This is a genomic window from Microbacterium istanbulense, assembly GCF_037204145.1.
Lineage (GTDB): Bacteria > Actinomycetota > Actinomycetes > Actinomycetales > Microbacteriaceae > Microbacterium > Microbacterium istanbulense.
This window is the reverse complement of the sequence record NZ_JBBDGN010000009.1, coordinates 26,377-44,165: the sequence shown is the minus strand read 5'-3', so window position 1 is coordinate 44,165 and position 17,789 is coordinate 26,377. Positions and strand designations below refer to the sequence as shown.

The window sequence follows — 17,789 nt, the reverse complement described above, 5'->3', positions numbered from 1 at the left end:
GGTCACTGTCGAATGTCGGTTCCACTGTGCGGGGCATCTAGACAACAGTCCAACGGATGTTTATCATGGCCGTTATCAATCCCATCGATTTACAGCGCGTCGATCTGAACCTCCTCGTCGTCTTCCAGGCCCTGATGCAGGAGGGCAGCGTGACGCGTGCCGGGTACAAGCTGAGCCTGTCCCAGAGCGCGGTCAGCGCGGCGCTGTCGCGCTTGCGCAAGCTCTTCGACGACCCCCTCTTCGAGCGCACGCGGTCGGGCATGGCCCCCACACCGAAGGCGCTTGCCCTGTCGTTGAGCCTGCGTCCGAGTCTGAGCACCATCGCGTCGGTGATTCTCGACGACGTCGAGTTCGAGCCGTGGCAGAGCGACCGCACCTTCCACCTGGCGATGTCGGACGACATCGAGATGCTCTTTGGACCGTGGGCCGCACGGCAGAAGTTGGATCATGACTGGAAGGTGAACTTCGCCATTCACCAAACGAATAGTCACCTCTGGCGAAGCTCGCTTGATGACCCATTCATCGATCTCGTGCTCACCACGACCCCCGCGTACAGCACGGCGGACTTCCGCAGTGAGCCGCTCTTCTCGGGCGACTATCGCTGCGTCTACAACCCCGCGCTGCTTCGACTGTCCGACCCGATCACCAGCAGGGAGTACATCGAGACCCGCCATGTGCGCGTCTCCTACGACCTTCAGCGTGGCTGGGTCGACGATGTGCTGGGAGCCATGGGGCACAAACGCAACACGCTGTGCACCATCAGCCACTTCAGCGGGCTGGGCGCGCTCCTGCCGGCGTTGCCCGTGATCGCGACCATCCCCGAGCACGTGGCGGTGCGGATCGCGGCCGCCCATGATCTGCGCATGTCGCCGGTGCCGATCCAGATGCCGCGTTTCACGATCTCAGCGCTCTGGCGCACCGAGGTCGACGGACTCATCGAGAACCAGTGGATCCGCGACCTCTGCAAGACCTTCGTCGGCGTCCACAACCTCTGACCCCTCGGGCCGGCGCAACACCTCCACGAGGAGCAGCACGACGGTCAGCGACACCAGGGCCGCCAGCACCGTGCCCACCGTGATCGGGCGCGCGAGCACGATCCACAGCAGCGCCAGCACCACGGCGGCGATGAGGATCGCCGACCGCCAGCGGTCGATCGTGCGGCCGAACGCGCCCGTGCCGATGCCGTTGCGGTCGGCGGCGGCACGCACGCGCACCATGCCGCGTTCGAGCACCGCACGCAGGTTGGTGGCGAACCGGCTGTCGCCCTCATACCAGGCCGACGCGGCAATGAGCGCCCCGGCGAGCGCGAGCGCGATCGTCGTGCCGAGCAGCAGATCGGTGATGCCCCCGAAGATCGCGTCTGCCGCATCCGCAGACATCAGCGAGGGGCTGACGGCGCCGATGAACAGCATCCGACCGATGCCGAGCCCGGCAGCGAGCAGCGCAAACGCCAGGGCGATGCCGAAACCGGTCCAGGCGCTCGCCCGGCGGCGGTCGCGGGCGAGCAGCACCCCGGTGATGAGCAGCGCGAGCGCGACCCAGGGCAGCCAGAAGCCGGCCGCCACGGCGACGGCATACAGGGTCTGGGTGAGCACCAAGGCATCGGAGTGCAGCACGGGGATGGTGCGGTCGATCACCGGAATGGCGTCGGCGAACCCGACGCCACGGTCGACGAGAGCCTGCTTGACCGATTCGATCACGGTGCTGAGCTCGATCGACAGGGTGCCGTCGCTGCCGATCGTGAGGGCTGTGTTCGGGTCTCCCTGGATCACCGCGATGGCCCGCTGGTGGGTCACGCGCAGGGTCTGCGCCCAGATGTCGGCGAACTGGGGCGAGGTGACCACGTCTTCGCTGACCGTGCCGATGATCGAGTGGATGCCGTCGACCGCGGGCCCCTGCAGCAGCGTGAGCGCGGAGTCGGCGCGGGGCGGCAGCCCCAGGTCGCGCACACCGTCGAAGACGGCGTCGACGAGCGACGGAACATCAAGGCTCTCCTCGATGGCCGTCGCCACCTGGGTCGCGACAAGGTCCTGCACGGCGGGGTCTTCCGCCAGCGGGGCGAAGGTCGACACGAAGCGGTCGGTGTCGACCAGTTGCATCCGCGCCCATCCGCTGATCGCGGCGATGGGCGCCAGTAACAGGGCAACCACGATGAGGATGCCCGAGATCACGCTCCGCCCCGAGACGCGACGCCGCGGGGTGGCGCGCAGGGCGGCGTTTTCGTCTTCCAGCTCGCGCAGGCGCGCGCGCAGGGCAGCCGGGTCATCGTCGATGGTCTCCATTGCTGTGCCTCTTCTCCTCACTGATGAGACTGGCACGCGCGATGCGGGCACGACAACAGACGCTCAGTGCGCTCTCATCTGCGCCGCCAGTGCGGGATTGCGCTCGCGCATCGAACCGGTGGACCCGCATCCGCAGCCCGACCGTGCCTGCAGCGTGCTGGCGCGCGTCGCGGGCTGAGCGCCGGGCGCTTCGCGCGGAGAAGTGCCGTTCACGCGGACGGATTCCCGCGAAGCATCCGCGGCAGGTGCACAACTCCGCGCGAAGCGCAGACGGCAGGCTGTCCGGAAGACCCCGCACGTGGTAGACATCGCTGGTGGGCGCATTGGCGTGGTACCGGTCGACGGGAGCGGATCTGCCGTTCCAGAGTCCGCTGCGCGCGCATCCGGGTGTGGCGATGGAAGGCTATTTCTGGCGCATCACGGATGCCGACAACGAGCGGGTCCTCATCGCCTTGAACGGCGTCAATCGCGGCCCGAGCGGGCCGTGGGCGACGCTCGGGTTCGCCGCAGAGCCGGGCGGTTTCCTGCAGGTGGCGGCGCATCCGGAAGCCTCCGCTGACCGAGGCGGTGTGGGTGCGCGCGCCGGGGATGCGTTCAGCGGCGATGCTCGCCAGCTGCGCGTGGACCTCGGCGCCGGGGCGCAGCTCGACGTGACGATCTCCGATCCTCTCCCCTGGCCCCATCGCGCCTTCGGCGGTTCCAGTGTCTTCCAGTCGGTTCCGGCGTTGAACCAGTACTGGCATCCCTGGCTTCTCGGCGGCCGTGTGAACGGCACCGCGACGGTCGGCGGCGAAACCTGGCAGCTCCGCGACGCGCAGGTGTACGCCGAGAAGAACTGGGGGCGCGAGGGCTTTCCCGATGCGTGGTGGTGGGGGCAGGCGCAGGGCTTCGCCGAGCGGGATGCCTGCGTGGCGTTCGCCGGTGGACAGGTGCATTCCGGGCCGATCCGCACCGAGGTCACCGGGCTCGTCGTGCGGCTTCCCGGCGGGCGTGTGGTCCGGCTGGGTAACCCGGGGATCAGCCCGGTGCGCGCCGAGGTCGACGACGAACGATGGATGCTGCGCGGCCGCGGCTACGGGTGGGCCATCGACGTCGACGCGGAAGCACCGCTTTCGGCATCCCATGTGCTGCCGGTGCCCCTGCCCTCGCAAGGACGCAACACAGCCGGCGCGCTCGAGCACCTCACCGGCACGCTGCAGGTGACGGTGCGTCGGCACGGACGAGAAGTCTGGTCCGGAAGTTCCGCACTGGCAGGGCTGGAACACGGCGGTCTCGAACGCGCACGCGCGGAGCTCATCCGTCGTGGCGCCGAGCCCTCTGCGACGCATGCGCCGCCGCTGCGCGGCTGACCTCGTGGAGCAGCGATAACGTCAGGTCTGTTGGGCGCCGTTGGTAGGCGGCTCATGATCGGCGATCCAGGTGCGGATCAGACCCTGCAGGGCGGGAGCCTTTCGCGCGAGGTCATCCTCATCGAGGAACCGGGCGACGCGTGAGGTGGCGCCGTCTCCTTCCAACAGGCCGTCCGGATCGGCGAGGGACGCGCCCGTGTGGAACATCAGCGCCACGTGCGCCCGCGACTTCGGAAAGAACGAGGCGATGTTGCCGCGGAACATGAACGTCGGCGCACTCCACTTGATGGCCTCGGAGACGCGGGGGTCCGCATCCAGGATGACCATCCGCACCGCACGGACGAGGTCTTTCTGCGGGTTGTCGTACGCGTCGAACCACGCGTCCACGGCGCCGGGGCCATCCTTACGCGCCGCGTGGGTCATCGCGCGGCGGTCACATTCCGGGGATCTCGAGGAGTTCGAGAACCTCGATCGTGCCACCCCAGCCGCGGTGCGGGTGGTCGGCGAGCACGGCCTGCAGCGCCTGCAGGTTGTCGGCCTGCATGATCGAGTAGCCACCGATGAACGATCCCGCCTCGCCGTCCGCGACCGTCTGCGTGGGCGTACCGAGGTCGACGATCGCGTCGCCGGCGCGCTGCGCCCAGTCCAACCAGGCCTGCATCGACGCGGCGCCCGACTCCGGGTCGCTGTTCGCCATCTGCTCCGCCGCACTCACGGCCGAGCGATACAGAATCAGGTACTTGGCCACGGGATCTCCAGCTCTCTTTGGTTGATGAGAACGCCATCACACCACTGCACGGATCATGCGCGCAAGAGTCTGGGGGCAGTGCGTCGAGCGTGGGCGAACGCGGGCGACGCGAGGATGCTCCGCGCCCGGCGGGGGCAAGCCTGGCGAAACGAAGAAATCCCCGCCTGAGCGGGGATTTCCATGGCGGAGACGAGGGGATTTGAACCCCTGGTCCCCGTAAGGGGACTCCACCTTAGCAGGGTGGTGCACTAGGCCGAACTATGCGACGACTCCCTAGTCCTTCCAGCCTAGCGGATGCCGGAATCCCTTGTGATTGCTGGGAAGTCGGGCGGTCGTGCCCGCCGCACGTCTTGCACTCGTCACACGCCAGAATCGGCCTGAAACGGCATCCTCGGGAGGCTCGGGGTCACTTGGGGGTCACTTGGCGCACATACCTGAGAACGGCGAGATGCCCGGAAGCACGGGCGAGGCAGGGGTATCGGTTCCTTCACCACGCTCCCATTCGCCCGCACCGCCAAGAGACGGATAAGGCGGCTGCGGATCGACCCGTGACTGCAATCGGATAGAATGCTGTCACCGATGCTGGAGGTGGAGCGATGGCAGTCCTGACCGTTCGGAACGTTCCCGACGAGGTACACCGTGCGCTGCGGGTGCGCGCGGCGGAGCACGGCCGCAGCGCGGAGGCCGAGGTGCGCGAGATTCTGAGCGCCGCGCTCGTCCCCTCCCAGCGACTCTTACTCGGCGACGCCCTCGTGTCGCTCGGCCGCGACCTCGCGCTCACCGACGACGACGTGGCCGCGCTAGACGCGGTGCGCGACCAGACCCCGGCGGAGCCGCTGACGCTGCCGTGATCGTCCTGGATACCAACGTCGTCTCCGAGGCGATGCGGCCCGAGCCGAGTCCGGTCGTGGTGGGCTGGCTCAACGCGCAGGCCGCGGACACCCTGTACCTGTCGAGCGTGACGCTCGCGGAGCTGCTGTTCGGTATCGGCGCCCTGCCCGCCGGGGCGAGGAAGGACCGGCTGGCGCGGGCGCTCGACCGGCTGCTGGCGCTGTTCCACGCCCGGGTGCTCCCGTTCGATCAGGAGGCCGCACGGCGCTACGCGGACATGGCCGTGACCGCTCGCGCGGTCGGCCGGCCCCTGCCGACCGCGGACGGCTACCTCGCCGCGACCGCGGCGGCGCACGGCTTCGCGGTCGCCACCCGGAACATCCAGCACTTCGGCGATACCGGCGTCGAGCTGATCGACCCCTGGCAGGGTCGCTGACTCGCGGGGCGGCTGACGTTCGTGACCGACTACTGGAACCACAACACGGCCTTTCATCCGGAAGCGCTCGCAGCCGTACCAACGAGGAACAGCGACGTGCTCGATATCGGGTGCGGGGACGGGCTTCTGCTCCAGAAGCTCGCACCGCGAGCGGGGCGCGTCACCGGCATCGACCCCGATGCGTCCGCAATCTCGCAAGCTCGGAGACGCCTGGCCGATACCCCGAACAGTCGCGCGATCGTGGGCGACTTCCTCACGTCGCCGGAGCTCGATGGTCAGAGCTTCGACCTCATCACCTGTGTAGCCACGCTCCATCACATGCCCCTCGGCTCTGCGCTCGAACGCATGGAGCAAGTGCTGAAACCAGGCGGCCGCCTCTACGTCGTCGGCCTATCCGCGAACAAGAGCACCCAGGACTGGATCATCTCGGGGGCGCTGCTGCTCCCGATCCGGCTGATGAGCAACCTGCGCCGCGAGTCGGGCTACGCGGACATGACGACCGCCCGCCCCAGCGAGTCGCTCACCGAAATCCGGCGCGTCGCCGCCACGGTGCTTCCCGATAGCCGAGTCCGACGACGCTTCTACTACCGCTACACCCTCACCTGGACCAAGCCGGCGCTTCCAGTCTGAACCGCGAAGCCACGCATCCGGTCGCAAGTGGCGAGCACGGGATACCCCTACAGACCGAGCCCGCGATCGGGCGGCGTCCGCCCGTGGTCGCCCGGGCGTCGAGTGAAGTCGTTGAGCTGGGCGGCGCGTGCCTCGCGTGCGGCTTGGGCGCGCTCGGCGGCCTGCCGTTCGGCCTCGGCTCGGGCGGCGAGGTCGCGGACGTACTGGACGGCCTCGGTGACGGGCAGCGCCTCGATCTGTGCGAGGTCGCGCCGGGCCAGCTCCGCCCGAGCGCGCCACCCGCTCGCGCGAGTGATCGCGGCGCTCGGGGTCGCGGAGCCGAGCACCTGCTGGCGCAGGATGGTGGACTCGCGTAGGTGCCGCTCTGCGAGGCGGGTCCGCTCGCGGTGGGCGTGTTCCGCCTCCTGCCGCGTCTCGGTCACTCGCGGGTCGGCGTCGGCCTGATTCCCGGCGACCTTCTCGGCCCACGGCTCCACACCGCTCGCGCCGGCCGGCAGGCTGCCCCAGCATCGCCGCACCGCGTCCTCCGTCGCGCGGTGCGTCTCCACCGCTTCGGTCGCCGCTCGGCCGGCGGCGCGCTTGCGCAGTCGCCCGGCCTGACCGTGCGCGGTCTGCGCCTCCCACATCCGCTCCCGCCCGGTGAGGTAGGCGGTGCCGTCGGCGGTGGCCTGCTCGATCAGCGGGGTCGCGACCTCGGCGCGGACCTCGGCGGCGCGGGCGTCCGCGGCGGCGACGGCCTCCTGCTGCTCGTCGGCCTCGGCACGCTGCTCGACCCGCTGCCGGTCGAGAGCGGTGACGGCCTGCTCCCACTTGGCCGCCTCCCGGTCGGCGCGCTCGATCTGCTCCGTCAGGCGAGCACGCGCGGTGTTCACCACGCGCACCGGCCCATCGGCGACGAGTCCGACGATCGCCTCGCGCGCCGCCTCGGTCGCGGCGACTAGCCCGCGGTCGGCGCGGTCACGCTCGAGCGCGGCCACGAACTGCTCCCGCGCATCGTCCACGTCGGCCGCGACGACGTGGAGCCGGTTCGTCTCCTGCCCGCGGGTCATGCCGACATAGACGCCGGAGGCGTCGAGCGCGTCGGACAGGACCGTATGCGAGGCGGGCACGGTCGCGCCCTGCACCCCGTAGGCGGTGGAGGCGTAGGCGAGGTGCGTGTGCTCGGCCACATACCCGGCCGGCAGCCGCACGGTGCGCTCGCGCAGCCGGCCGGTGCCGTTCTCCTTCGCCCACACCGCCCCGTCCTGCCCGACCGCTTGCACGGTCCAGGTCTGACGGTTCGCCACCTGCACATCCGAGTCGTTCCGTCTCGTCTGGATCACATCGCCGGCCCCAATGCTCAGACCGTCGCTGCCCGTCGCGGTGCGCGCATCGTCGACCACACCCGCCCGCACGCGCTCCTCGCGGATACGCTCGTTCAGCTCGCGCGCCTCGTCGTTCGTCGCGGTCGTGATCGCATCCCCCTCGCGCGCGTTGCGGGCGATCGCCTCCTGCACCGCCTCGGTACTCTCGTGGAGCACCACGAGGCCGAGGGCGTGCAGCCGGTCGAACAGCAGCGCCGGATGCTCACCCCGGCGCATCTGCACCGTGAGGGCCGCGTACTCCGGGGCGGCGAAGCGATGCACGGTCGTCATGTCGTAGACGCGCGGCGAGAGTTGCGCGGCCATGTCGAGCACGCCGCCGCGCCCGACCGCGGGGAGCTGCGCCCGGTCCCCGACGAGGGCGAGGGTCGCGCCGTGCTCGTCCGCGACGGTCAGCAGAGCGAGGGCGGTGTCCTGGTCGAGCATCCCGGCCTCATCGACCACGATGCGCTCGCCTCGGACGAGCTGCGCGGCGGCCGAGGGGCCGGTGTAGGTACTGCCGTTCTCGGGGTCGGTGTCGCCCACGGCGAGGCGGGTCCATACGCCGTCGGCGTTCCATCGCCAGCCGTGCTCGTGGACGAACTTCGCCACGCTGTCGGTGCTCACGCCGAGTTCCTGGGCGGCGACGTCGGCGGCCTTCTTCGTCGGCGTCACGACCCGCGTGCGCCGGCCCTGGCCGGCGGCCGCTTCGATCGCGGCGCCAAGCATGGTGGTCTTGCCCGCGCCGGCCGCGCCCTCGACCACCACGATCGGGTCGGTCCCCGCGACCGCGGCGGCGGCCTGCGCCTGCTCCGGGTCCAGGCCGGCATCGTGCGCCAGGCGCGTCACGTCCGGCGCATCCCGGGCGCGAGTGGTGGCGCGCACGGCGAGTCGGTCGCGCAGTTGCGTCTCGACCGCGACGACGTGCAGCGTCGTGAGGTGCGCGACGTGCTCGGGCTGCACGCTGTCGGGCGGCAGCACGGACAGGCAATCCTCGATCGCAAGCCGGGTCGTGATCGCAACGATGTCGCGCAACGCCTCCGGGGTTGCGCGCACGCCGGCTTCGGTGATGATGCGCGTGACGTGCTCCTGGACGGTGTGCACCGTCCAGGCTGATGCGCCGGCGGCACAGCGGTCGAGTGCGCGCGATGCGACCTGTTGCACGCTGAGGTCGTCCAGCGCCACCGGCGCGTTGCGGCGCACGCGCGGCGGGTTCGGCGTGTAGCCGGCTTCCGCCAACTCGACGCGCCAGGCGGCCTCGTCGCTGAGGGTGGTCGGCTTCTTGGCCGGGCGATCGTGGTCCCACGCCATTGCCTCCAGCCGGCCGCGGACGACCGGGCCGGGCTCCTGCCCCGGATGCGCCGCCTCCCATTCGGCGCGGAACCGGGCGAGGTTGCGCTGAACCTGCGCCGACCGCTTCGACATGAGCGCGTTGTAGGGCTCCAGCTCCGCGACCTCCCCGGTCACCGGGTCGAGTGTCAGGCCGTGTGCGTCGAGTGCGGCGGCGAGCTGGGGGTGCGCGGCGATGACGGCCGTGCCGAGGGCACGGATCGCGCCCTGCTGCCGGAACAGCGCGGCGGTGTCCAGGCCGCGCCAGCCGCCGGCCGCCCACACGCGCGTCCCGATCTGGAAGTGGATGTGCCGATGCGGATCGCCCGCGCGGGACGTGTGATGCACGACGGAGACGGTTTCGAGCTGCTGGACCGGCACGACCTCCTGCTTCCCGCGCGGGCCGATCCGGGTGACGCTGTGCTCGCCGAGCCAGCGCCGGATCTGCGCCACCGCGTCCTTCTGCGCCACGTCCAGCGCCGCCGACACCTCCGGGTGCAGGGCGGCGGCGATCGAGAGGGACTTCGGGGCGTTCACGACCATCTCGGCGAACCGCGGGGAGCCCTGCTTCGTGTCACCTGCGAGCCGGGGCTTGCCCATCGTCTCGCCGGTGAGCGGGTTGATCCAGTTCACCCAGGCCGCGTAATCCTCCGGGGTCAGCGCGCCCTCCCCGATCACGGTCCCCCGGCCGTCGACCACGGCGAACTCTGCGATCGCCGCGCCGCCCTCCAGGTAGTAGTCGTCGGCGCGGGAACGGTCGGACTGCAGATAGCGCAGCGCGGCCGCGCCCGTGCCCCGGAACAGGATCACGCCGCCCTTCATAGCCGCCTCACTCTTGTCTAAGGTTCTTGCAACTACCTACGGTAGCATTCGTGCATTCAGAAGAACATTCAGAAGAACAGGGTCGGAGGATGCGGGTTCGCTGGATCAATGAAGGGTGGAGCGCCGCGATCACCGTAGCGCGGGAGCGTTCCGACCGCGCGTGAAGGTTGCCGGACTGGATCCGTTTGCCGGGTACAAGAGCGCGATCGACTACAAGCGTCGAGGACGCCACTGCGGTGCTCGGTGCGTTCAACGCTGCGCAACTCGGAACCGACGCCGTCCGCGAGGTACACCACGGGGTGGAACAGAACACCACCGGGCATCGATGAGCTCACTGAGAAGCGGTGTGCTCTGTCAGCCGCGGCGATCGAGGCTGACTCCGCCCATGGCCTCTAACTACGCCCGCCCGTGGACCAGAACTGTTGCCCGCCCGAAGAAGCGGCGATCCCGACAAGGAGAGGATCTCGTCAACCTCCGAACTGAGAGGATCAGAGAGCGTGTGCCAGTTCGTGGACCGGCCTGCCCTAATGGTTGTGCATGCCCAGGACCCGCGGGGCGAGGTGTTGCAGTTGTGTGACGTGCTGCGGGCCGAGTTCGTCCAGGGAGGAGACTTGGATGAGTTTCATGGTGCGGGTGATCTGCTCGGTCAGGATCGCGATGGAGCGGTCGACGCCTGCTCTCCCGCCAGCCATGAGGCCGTAGAGGTAGGCGCGTCCGATGAGGGTGAATCGGGCGCCGAGGGCGATGGAGGCGACGATGTCGGCACCGTTCATGATGCCCGTGTCGATGGCGATCTCGACGTCGGCACCCACTTCGCGGGCGACGTCGGGAAGGAGGTGGAAGGGGATGGGGGCGCGGTCGAGTTGGCGGCCGCCGTGGTTGGAGAGGACGATGCCGTCGACGCCGAGGTCGGCCAGGCGGCGGGAGTCCTCGACGTTCTGCACGCCCTTGACCACGAGCTTCCCGGGGAACAGGTCGCGGATGATCTTCAGGTCCTCGAACGAGATCGTGGGGTCCATCGCCGAGTCCAGCAGCTCGCCGACGGTCCCACCGGTGGAGGACAGTGACGCGAACTCCAGCGGGGGTGTGGTGAGGAAGTCCCACCACCACCAGGGGCGGGGCAGTGCGTTCAGGACGGTGCCGAGGGTGAGTTGCGGGGGGATGGAGAACCCGTTGCGTTTGTCGCGCAGCCTGGCGCCGGCGACGGGGGTGTCGACGGTGAAGAACAGGGTGTCGAACCCAGCGGCAGCCGCGCGTTCGACGAGCCCGTAGGAGATCTCTCGCTGCCGCATTACGTACAGCTGGAACCAGTTCCGTCCCGTGGGGTTGGCGGCCTTGACGTCCTCGATGCTGGTGGTGCCGAGGGTGGAGAGGGTGAAGGGAATCCCCGCCGCCCCGGCTGCACTGGCGCCGGCGATCTCGCCTTCGGTCTGCATGAGGCGGGTGAACCCGGTCGGGGCGATCCCGAACGGCAACGCGGACAGCCCGCCGAACACGGTGACCGAGGTGTCGACCTCGGACACGTCGCGCAGGATCGAGGGATGGAACTCGACATCCTCGAACGCCTGCCGGGCGCGGTACAGGGACAGCTCGGCCTCCGCGGCACCGTCGGTATAGTCGAACGCCGCGGTCGGGGTGCGTCGCTTCGCGATCCGCCGGAGATCCTCGATCGTCAGCGCGGACTCCAGCCGCCGCTTCTTCCCGTTCAGCGTCGGGGCCTTAAAGCGGAGCAGCCCGAAGATGTCGCGGGGATTCGGGAACTGTCGTTTCACCATTGTGCGCGCCACCTCACGCGAAACTGTCGGACGACTCACGGTCTGCGACACTGTCGGACTCGCGGTGTGCGACGTGCTTGACGAAGAACGACGCGATCAGACCGAGGCTGGCGCAGAAGATGATGTAGAGGGCGATCGGCCACCACTGTCCGCCGGTGGCCTCGTTGAGCGCGGTGGCGATCAGCGGGGCAGTGCCGCCGAAGATGGCGGCACCGAGCTGGTAGCCGAGGGTCGCGCCGGAGTAGCGGATCTCGGGGCTAAAGCTCTCCGCGATGAGGGTGCCGAGGATCGCGTTGACGCTGCCCCAGAGCAGGCCGAACCCGATCACGGTCGCCAGGAAGATCGCCAGCGTCGATCCGGTGCCCAGCAGCAGGAAGTACGGGAACGCGTACAGGATCGTGATGATCGTGATCGTCCGGTACAGCACCGCGCGCGGGATGGAGTCGGAGATGCGGCCGAAGATCGGCATCCAGATCGTCGCGACAAGGGCTGCGACCGCGACCGCGGCCAGGACGATGTTGTTGCGGGCGTCGAGGATGTTCGTCGCGTAGGCGATGATGTAGACCCCGAAGATGTAGAACGGTCCGGTCTCGGCGGCCTTGGCGCCGATCGAGACCAGCACGGCACGCCAGTGCTTGCGGAACACCTCGGCGATCGGCAGCCGCACCACAGTGCCGGACTCCTGGACCTTCTTGAAGTCGGGGGTCTCATCCAGCTTCGCGCGGATCCACAGGCCGATGAGCACCAGCACTACGCTGGCCACGAACGGGATCCGCCACCCCCAGGTGAGGAAGTCCTCTTCGGGCATCAGCGTCAGCAGCGCCACCGCCCCGGCCGCGAGCAGCATGCCCAGGCTGATGCCCATCTGCGGGACCGCCCCATACAGTCCGCGCCGGTTCTTCGGCGCGTACTCGTAGGCCAGCAGCAGCGCGCCGCCCCACTCGCCGCCGATGCCGATCCCCTGCAGGATGCGGAACAGGATCAGCAGGATCGGTGCGGCGATGCCGATCGCGGCGTAGTCCGGGGTCAGGCCGATCGCGACCGTGCCGCCGCCCATCAGCATCAGGGTGATGAACAGGGTCTTCTTCCGGCCGATCCGGTCACCGATGTGGGCGAAGACGATGCCGCCGATGGGACGGAAGAAGAACGTCAGCGCGAACGACGCCATCGCGAACATCATCGACAGAAACTCGCTGTCGGTCACGAAGAACGTCCGGTTGAACACCAGCGCCGCGACTGTGCCATAGATGAGGAAGTCGAACCACTCGATCGTGCTGCCGCTCAGGCTGCCGATCAGCACCCGATAGTTCAGCCGCTCCCTCGATGGCTTCGCCGTCGTCGTCGTTGTCATCGTGCTCTCTCCTTTGAGAAAATCCCGCTCGCTAACCAGAGGGCGAAACGTATTTCGCCCTGCCTGCGGGTGCCAACCGATACAGGAATCTAGTGGCCCTACCGTGTGGTTGGACCACTAGTGCACGAAGCTAGCGCATGACCACGCGGAGGTCAACACCCCGTGCGAGATCGACGGTCCCGCTGCGGGTTCAGGCGTTCGGGCGGGACGCTTCTACCGCATGCTCGTCAGCGGTCGAATGTTCCGCGGTCTCCTGGTAGTACCCGCGGATATGGGTTTCGAGGAGATCGGCGGCCTCCTCGCCGCGGCCGTGTCGCAACGCGTCGAGGATCCCGCGGTGCTCCCTTCGCAGCCGGGCCGAGGTCGCACCCCAGTCCGGTAGGCGCTGCGCGCGAGACAGAGTGTGGTCGAAGATCGCGATCCGCAGCGCGTCCATCAGTGTGCTGATCAGCGGGTTGTCAGCCGCACGCGATGCCAGCACATGGAACTCCGCGTCGAGCCGGAGAAACTCCGCCACCTCCAGCGTCTCGTCGTCCATCCGATCCAAGATCCACTCGGGTTGCGCCCAGTCACCGCGCGCCGGATCGGAGTGGTTCGCAGCCCAAGCCTCCAGCAGCAACCGAACTTGCAGCACATCCTGCGGCTCCACCTGCCGCGTCGCCAACTGCAGGCTCAACGACAGACTCAGCGCCTGCTCCGGCGCTGCCGTCACAATCGTCCCCGACCTCGGGCCCGTCCCGGTGGAGGTGTGCAACGTCCCCAATGCCTCCAGGATCCGCAACGCCTCCCGCAACGAATTACGCGACACGCCCAGGGTCTCAGCCAACGTCCGCTCCCCCGGCAGATGGTCACCGATGTGCAGCCGACCACTGGCCAACTCCTCAGTCACCCACTGCATCACCGTCTCATGAACTCTCATCCCGCCAAGTATCCCACTGCGCGACACAGTCAGACACGCCCTACACCCGCACCCTCGCAGTCCTGGCACTCTCCACCATCGCTGAAGGCAAGAGGAGCCAGTACAAAGTACGCCGCCCCAGTGCTTACGACGGCCCTCACTGTTCTCACCACCGCACGCTTTGCGAAAGATGCGCTAAGAAAGTGCTAAGCGACCCGCTGGTCGGGTCTCGCACGGAAGTTGCCACAAACCACATGCCACAGATCGTTGGCCTTGAGCGGCAGAAGGCTAGGTCAAGATCCACGACGCGACGGGGCCGAGTGCAGTTCAACTCCCCTGCCGCCAAGACGAACGAACTACCCGGCTCGGCCCTGGCGTCCGGGTGGAAGGAGCCCGCGAGCGCGAGCGCGGGTGACCCAGCCCTGCGCGGTGGAGAGCGCGACGCCGCTGATGTCGGCCATCGTCGCTGACGGGTTCGGGTCGCCTCGGCCGGCGAGCCGACCGTGCTGGAGGGCGACGAGTTCGTAGAAGTCCGGGGTCTGCCTCGGATCGCCCAGCGGCTTGAGCAAGTCGCGCTCGGCCACCTTGCGGCCGGACGGCAGGACGATCTTGCCGCCGGTGATCGTCTCGGTGCGCGCCATGGCGAACAGCCGCTTGTTGATCGCCGCCTCGATCCGGGCGGTCGGCAGCTCTCGGAGCAGTTGGCTGGTGATCGGGTCGCCCGGTCGCCACGGCAGGTAGATGACGCCGGTGATCCGTACCTCCTCGGGCACGGCGAACATCTGCCGTTGGAGCCGGATGAGCACGCGGGTCGCCGTAGCGGTGTGCTCGATGTAGCGCCAGCGACCGTCGATCGTCTCGTTCGCCTCGGAGTCGAGCTGCGCCTGCCGCTGCCCCTCGGTGACCACATGGTCGTTGTAGCCCAGGATCGCATCAATCTGCGCGCTCGCGTCGTCGTCCCGTTCGCCGGGGAACCGGCTCGGCAGATGCCACCCGTCGGGCAGGTCGGCAGAGACGATCAGGCCGTCATAGGACTGATCGCCGGGGCGACGCGGTGATGCGGGCATGGCCCGAGTCTAGCGAACCTGGGAGTTATCTCATGTAGTTGCGGTTATCTGCGTGGCTGTGTAATCTCAAATATCCGCAAGTATCTGATGCGTGAAGGAGGCGAGGGTGGGCGAGAGCGCGGAGGGCGTCGTGCAGACCGGGCCAGCGCCACTGTTCTACTCCGAGGAGGAGACGGCGGCACTGCTGGGCATCCACCGCACGACCCTTCGTGCCCTCGCCGTGTCCGGCCAGGCTCCGGTGGAGCCGATTCGGCTCACTCAGCACAAGCGCGTGTACCGGCGCATCGACGTGGAGCGCCTGGCAGGGGTGGTCGAGTGATCGAGCCGCGCACGACCAAGGCAGGTAAGACCTGCTACCTCGTCCGTGTGAAGTCCGGGCGCAAGCTCGTGGCGTCAAAGTCGTTCGACACCAAGCGCGAAGCCGAGACTTGGGAGCGCAAGCAGAAGCACCTCATCGAGACCGGCCGACCCCTGGCCCCCAAGCGGTCGTTCACGCTGCAAGAGTTGGTGACGATGTTCCTCGCCGCGCGGCAGGGCGGCAACCCGCACACCGTGGACACCGACCGCAACAACCTCGACGCTCTCCCCGCGAAGATGCTCACCCGGCCCCTCGCGTCGATCCAGGCAGACGACATCCGCTCCCATCTGCTCGCGGAGCTGCGCGGCGGCAAGGCCGCCTCGACCGTCGCCCGGGCCAAGACGACCCTGAGCGCACTGTTCACCTACGCCGACGAGCAAGGGCTTCTGCACCAGCCGCACCCGGTGCGGACGATGAAGAAGATTCCCGAGCTAGGCACCGTCGCCCTGCGCGCGGTGAACCCGAACGAGATCCCCTCCCCCGGCCGAGTCGCCGCCGCGCTCGCCACACTGCGGCAGCGGCGCAGCGACATCGCCGACGTGTTCGAGTTCATGTCGCTGACCGGCGTGCGCTGGGGCGAGCTGCGCGCGATCCGCGTCCACTGGCTCTCCGAAGTTCCGCTCCCCCAGCTCAACGTCGAGCGGTCGCACTCCGACCGCTACGAGGAGAAGGCGCCGAAGTCCTGGCGCGGCACCCGTCCGGTGCCGCTGTCGCCGCGGGCGCTGGCGATCTTCCGGCACTACGCGACGGGCAAGGCCGCCGACGACTACCTGTTCACCAACCGGCAGGGCGGGCAGCTCTCCGTCGGGGTCGCACGCAAGTTCCCACTCGGGTTCCGCCGCCACGCACTCCGACACTTCGCCGCCTCGACCTGGCTACGCCTCGGCACCCCGGTCCACGAGGTCGCGGAGTACCTGGGCGACGAGGCCCGCACCGTACTCGCGGTCTATGCGCACGTCCTCGGCGAAGGGCAACGCCGCGATCATGTGCGTCGCCTCGCGGGCGCCGAGGAGTTCGGCCACAGCGGGGGTCACCTGGGGGTCACCTCGAAGGGTCCGAGCCTCGGACTCTGACCGCCAATACCCAACAGTCGAGCCACGAAAACGGCTTCTGACCTGGGCAAATGGGCGGAGACGGAGGGATTTGAACCCTCGGTCCCCTTGCGAGGACTCCACCTTAGCAGGGTGGTGCACTAGGCCGGACTATGCGACGTCTCCGTGAATCCGACCTTGCGGGCGGACGCACTATGTCATCATAACTGCTCGCGCCCGAGGGAACGAATCCAGCGGTCAGCCCACGTTGCCGTTGGAGCAGGTCTGCTGTGCAGCGGAGGTGCCCTTGATCGAATTCGGCAGCGCGACCACGTCGGGGTTCGCCGATTCGGTGGGCGCCGGCGTCGCACCCTCGCTCGGCGCGGGGCTGGGCTCGGCGGTCGCGTTGGGGTCTTCCTTCACGACCACGCCGTCGGCCTCGGTGTTCTCGTGCGTGACCTGCAGCTGCTTGTTTTCGTTGATCGCCGCCCACAGGAGATCGGCGTTCTCGACGTCGGGTACCACGCGGTTGCGGTCGTACGGGTCATCCACGACCGGGTACTGGAGGAAGACGATGTCTTCGTAGGCGACATCCTTCACGGCCATACCGATCTGCACGATCTTCATGGGGTCAGCCAGTGAGGTGCTGGCCTCGACGTTGTTCAAGCCCGTGTCGGCGAGCTTGAGCATGACGGGCACGTTGCTGAGGGTGTCGCTGCTGAGCAGCTTGCGCACCAGGCTCGACATGTACTGCTGCTGGTTGCCGATACGGCCCAGGTCGCTGCCATCGCCGACGCCGTGCCGGGTGCGGAGGAACTGCAGCGCCTGCACGCCCTGGATGGTGTGGTTGCCCGCCTTCATGTCGAGACCCGTGTAACGGTCCTTGATGGGAGACGCCAGGCAGACCTCGACGCCGCCGATCGCGTTGGTGATCTCGATCACGCCGCCGAAGGTGACGGATGCCGCGAACTCGATGTCTTGCCCGGTGAGCTCGGAGATGGTCTTGGCGACGCAGTTCAGGCCGCCGTCGCCGTAGGCGACGTTCAGCTGCTGCTTGCTCATGGCGGAGTGGACGTTGCCCTCTTCATCGATGCACTCGGGAATCGGCACCATCAGGTCACGCGGGAAGCTCACCGCGGTGATGCGCCGCGGCTCATCCGAGACATGCACGAGCAGGTTCACGTCGTTGAGCGTGCCGCCCGCATCCGGGCCGGTGCAGCGCTCACCGAAGAGGTCTTTGTACTTCTCTTCGCAGGTGTCGACACCCGTCAGCAGGATGTCGAAACCGCCCTCGAGTGCGGCGATGTCGGGCGGCAGCTCTTCCGTGCCCTCGAGCTCGACGGCGTTCGCGTTGACGGTCGTGAGCCAGCCGGCGGCGACGTAGCCGACCACGCCGAGACCTGAGACGAGAAGCACCGAGAGTCCGATGCCGATGAGCTTCAGCAGCTGCGAGGTGGCGCCGGGCGAGCTCTGCTGGCCGTGACGGGCGAGGGGATGCCGCTGCCGGGTCGACTTTCTCACTCGGTGCCTTTCACTCTTCTG

General features: G+C 68.5%; 16 protein-coding genes and 2 tRNA genes. 7 read left to right on the top strand and 11 right to left on the bottom strand.

What is annotated here, in order from left to right:
• Positions 1–65: 65 nt before the first annotated feature.
• Entirely contained in the window at positions 66–995 is a 930-nt protein-coding gene (locus tag WDU93_RS10345) for a LysR family transcriptional regulator (protein ID WP_337320301.1), read from the top strand.
• Here the strand turns inward: WDU93_RS10345 and WDU93_RS10340 are convergent.
• Complete coding sequence (locus tag WDU93_RS10340; protein ID WP_337320299.1) at positions 903–2,282, bottom strand: hypothetical protein; 1,380 nt, start codon at positions 2,280–2,282, stop codon at positions 903–905. The two genes, WDU93_RS10345 and WDU93_RS10340, sit on opposite strands and share 93 nt — an antisense overlap.
• Before the next feature lie 314 nt (positions 2,283–2,596).
• On the opposite strand from WDU93_RS10340, the gene WDU93_RS10335 reads away from it, so the two are divergent.
• On the top strand, positions 2,597–3,631 hold the full coding sequence (locus tag WDU93_RS10335; protein WP_337320297.1) for a tocopherol cyclase family protein: 1,035 nt from the start codon (positions 2,597–2,599) through the stop codon (positions 3,629–3,631).
• 21 nt (positions 3,632–3,652) lie between these two features.
• Here the strand turns inward: WDU93_RS10335 and WDU93_RS10330 are convergent, their stop codons facing one another.
• From WDU93_RS10330 to WDU93_RS10320, 3 genes are all read right to left on the bottom strand, one after another.
• Entirely contained in the window at positions 3,653–4,018 is a 366-nt protein-coding gene (locus WDU93_RS10330; RefSeq protein ID WP_337320295.1) for a DUF1801 domain-containing protein, read from the bottom strand.
• A gap of 46 nt (positions 4,019–4,064) precedes the next feature.
• Complete coding sequence (locus WDU93_RS10325; RefSeq protein WP_337320294.1) at positions 4,065–4,379, bottom strand: YciI family protein; 315 nt, start codon at positions 4,377–4,379, stop codon at positions 4,065–4,067.
• A 181-nt stretch (positions 4,380–4,560) separates the two neighbouring features.
• Positions 4,561–4,652, bottom strand: a tRNA-Ser gene (locus tag WDU93_RS10320).
• A 323-nt stretch (positions 4,653–4,975) separates the two neighbouring features.
• On the opposite strand from WDU93_RS10320, the gene WDU93_RS10315 reads away from it, so the two are divergent.
• From WDU93_RS10315 to WDU93_RS10305, 3 genes are read left to right on the top strand one after another with little or no spacing between them, the layout of a single operon-like run.
• Positions 4,976–5,230, top strand: a complete 255-nt coding sequence (locus WDU93_RS10315) for a FitA-like ribbon-helix-helix domain-containing protein (protein ID WP_337320292.1) — start codon at positions 4,976–4,978, stop codon at positions 5,228–5,230.
• Positions 5,227–5,646, top strand: a complete 420-nt coding sequence (locus WDU93_RS10310) for a type II toxin-antitoxin system VapC family toxin (RefSeq protein ID WP_337320290.1) — start codon at positions 5,227–5,229, stop codon at positions 5,644–5,646. The genes WDU93_RS10315 and WDU93_RS10310 overlap by 4 nt, the downstream gene beginning before the upstream one ends.
• Before the next feature lie 21 nt (positions 5,647–5,667).
• Positions 5,668–6,276: a class I SAM-dependent methyltransferase gene (locus tag WDU93_RS10305; protein WP_337320288.1), complete on the top strand. Its 609-nt coding sequence runs from the start codon at positions 5,668–5,670 to the stop codon at positions 6,274–6,276.
• Between the two features lie 47 nt (positions 6,277–6,323).
• On the opposite strand, the gene mobF is transcribed toward WDU93_RS10305, so the two are convergent.
• The 5 genes from mobF to WDU93_RS10280 form a co-directional block, all read right to left on the bottom strand.
• Positions 6,324–9,755 (bottom strand): MobF family relaxase, encoded by a 3,432-nt coding sequence (mobF, locus tag WDU93_RS10300; protein ID WP_337320286.1) that lies wholly within the window; start codon positions 9,753–9,755, stop codon positions 6,324–6,326.
• 536 nt (positions 9,756–10,291) lie between these two features.
• Positions 10,292–11,542: an alpha-hydroxy acid oxidase gene (locus WDU93_RS10295; protein ID WP_337320284.1), complete on the bottom strand. Its 1,251-nt coding sequence runs from the start codon at positions 11,540–11,542 to the stop codon at positions 10,292–10,294.
• 13 nt (positions 11,543–11,555) lie between these two features.
• On the bottom strand, positions 11,556–12,893 hold the full coding sequence (locus WDU93_RS10290) for an MFS transporter (RefSeq protein ID WP_337320282.1): 1,338 nt from the start codon (positions 12,891–12,893) through the stop codon (positions 11,556–11,558).
• 190 nt (positions 12,894–13,083) lie between these two features.
• Complete coding sequence (locus WDU93_RS10285) at positions 13,084–13,791, bottom strand: FadR/GntR family transcriptional regulator (protein ID WP_337320280.1); 708 nt, start codon at positions 13,789–13,791, stop codon at positions 13,084–13,086.
• 356 nt (positions 13,792–14,147) lie between these two features.
• Entirely contained in the window at positions 14,148–14,858 is a 711-nt protein-coding gene (locus WDU93_RS10280) for a hypothetical protein (protein ID WP_337320278.1), read from the bottom strand.
• 106 nt (positions 14,859–14,964) lie between these two features.
• Here WDU93_RS10280 and WDU93_RS10275 point away from each other — a divergent pair, with 106 nt between their 5' ends.
• Complete coding sequence (locus WDU93_RS10275; protein WP_337320276.1) at positions 14,965–15,177, top strand: helix-turn-helix transcriptional regulator; 213 nt, start codon at positions 14,965–14,967, stop codon at positions 15,175–15,177.
• Positions 15,174–16,289 (top strand): tyrosine-type recombinase/integrase, encoded by a 1,116-nt coding sequence (locus WDU93_RS10270; protein WP_337320274.1) that lies wholly within the window; start codon positions 15,174–15,176, stop codon positions 16,287–16,289. Before WDU93_RS10275 ends, WDU93_RS10270 begins: the two co-directional genes overlap by 4 nt.
• 55 nt (positions 16,290–16,344) lie before the next feature.
• Here the strand turns inward: WDU93_RS10270 and WDU93_RS10265 are convergent.
• Together WDU93_RS10265 and WDU93_RS10260 are read right to left on the bottom strand one after the other, a co-directional pair.
• Positions 16,345–16,433 (bottom strand) — tRNA-Ser (locus WDU93_RS10265).
• Positions 16,434–16,505: 72 nt separating this feature from the next.
• Positions 16,506–17,768, bottom strand: a complete 1,263-nt coding sequence (locus WDU93_RS10260; RefSeq protein ID WP_337320272.1) for an LCP family protein — start codon at positions 17,766–17,768, stop codon at positions 16,506–16,508.
• Positions 17,769–17,789 lie beyond the last annotated feature (21 nt).

Excerpts from the sequence above, each read along its gene's own strand:
- WDU93_RS10290 (WP_337320282.1), bottom strand. The coding sequence starts at position 12,893 with ATGACAACGACGACGACGGCGAAGCCATCGAGGGAGCGGCTGAACTAT.
- WDU93_RS10315 (WP_337320292.1), top strand. The coding sequence starts at position 4,976 with ATGGCAGTCCTGACCGTTCGGAACGTTCCCGACGAGGTACACCGTGCG.
- WDU93_RS10340 (WP_337320299.1), bottom strand. The coding sequence starts at position 2,282 with ATGGAGACCATCGACGATGACCCGGCTGCCCTGCGCGCGCGCCTGCGC.
- WDU93_RS10345 (WP_337320301.1), top strand. The coding sequence starts at position 66 with ATGGCCGTTATCAATCCCATCGATTTACAGCGCGTCGATCTGAACCTC.
- WDU93_RS10280 (WP_337320278.1), bottom strand. The coding sequence starts at position 14,858 with ATGCCCGCATCACCGCGTCGCCCCGGCGATCAGTCCTATGACGGCCTG.
- WDU93_RS10295 (WP_337320284.1), bottom strand. The coding sequence starts at position 11,542 with ATGGTGAAACGACAGTTCCCGAATCCCCGCGACATCTTCGGGCTGCTC.
- WDU93_RS10285 (WP_337320280.1), bottom strand. The coding sequence starts at position 13,791 with ATGCAGTGGGTGACTGAGGAGTTGGCCAGTGGTCGGCTGCACATCGGT.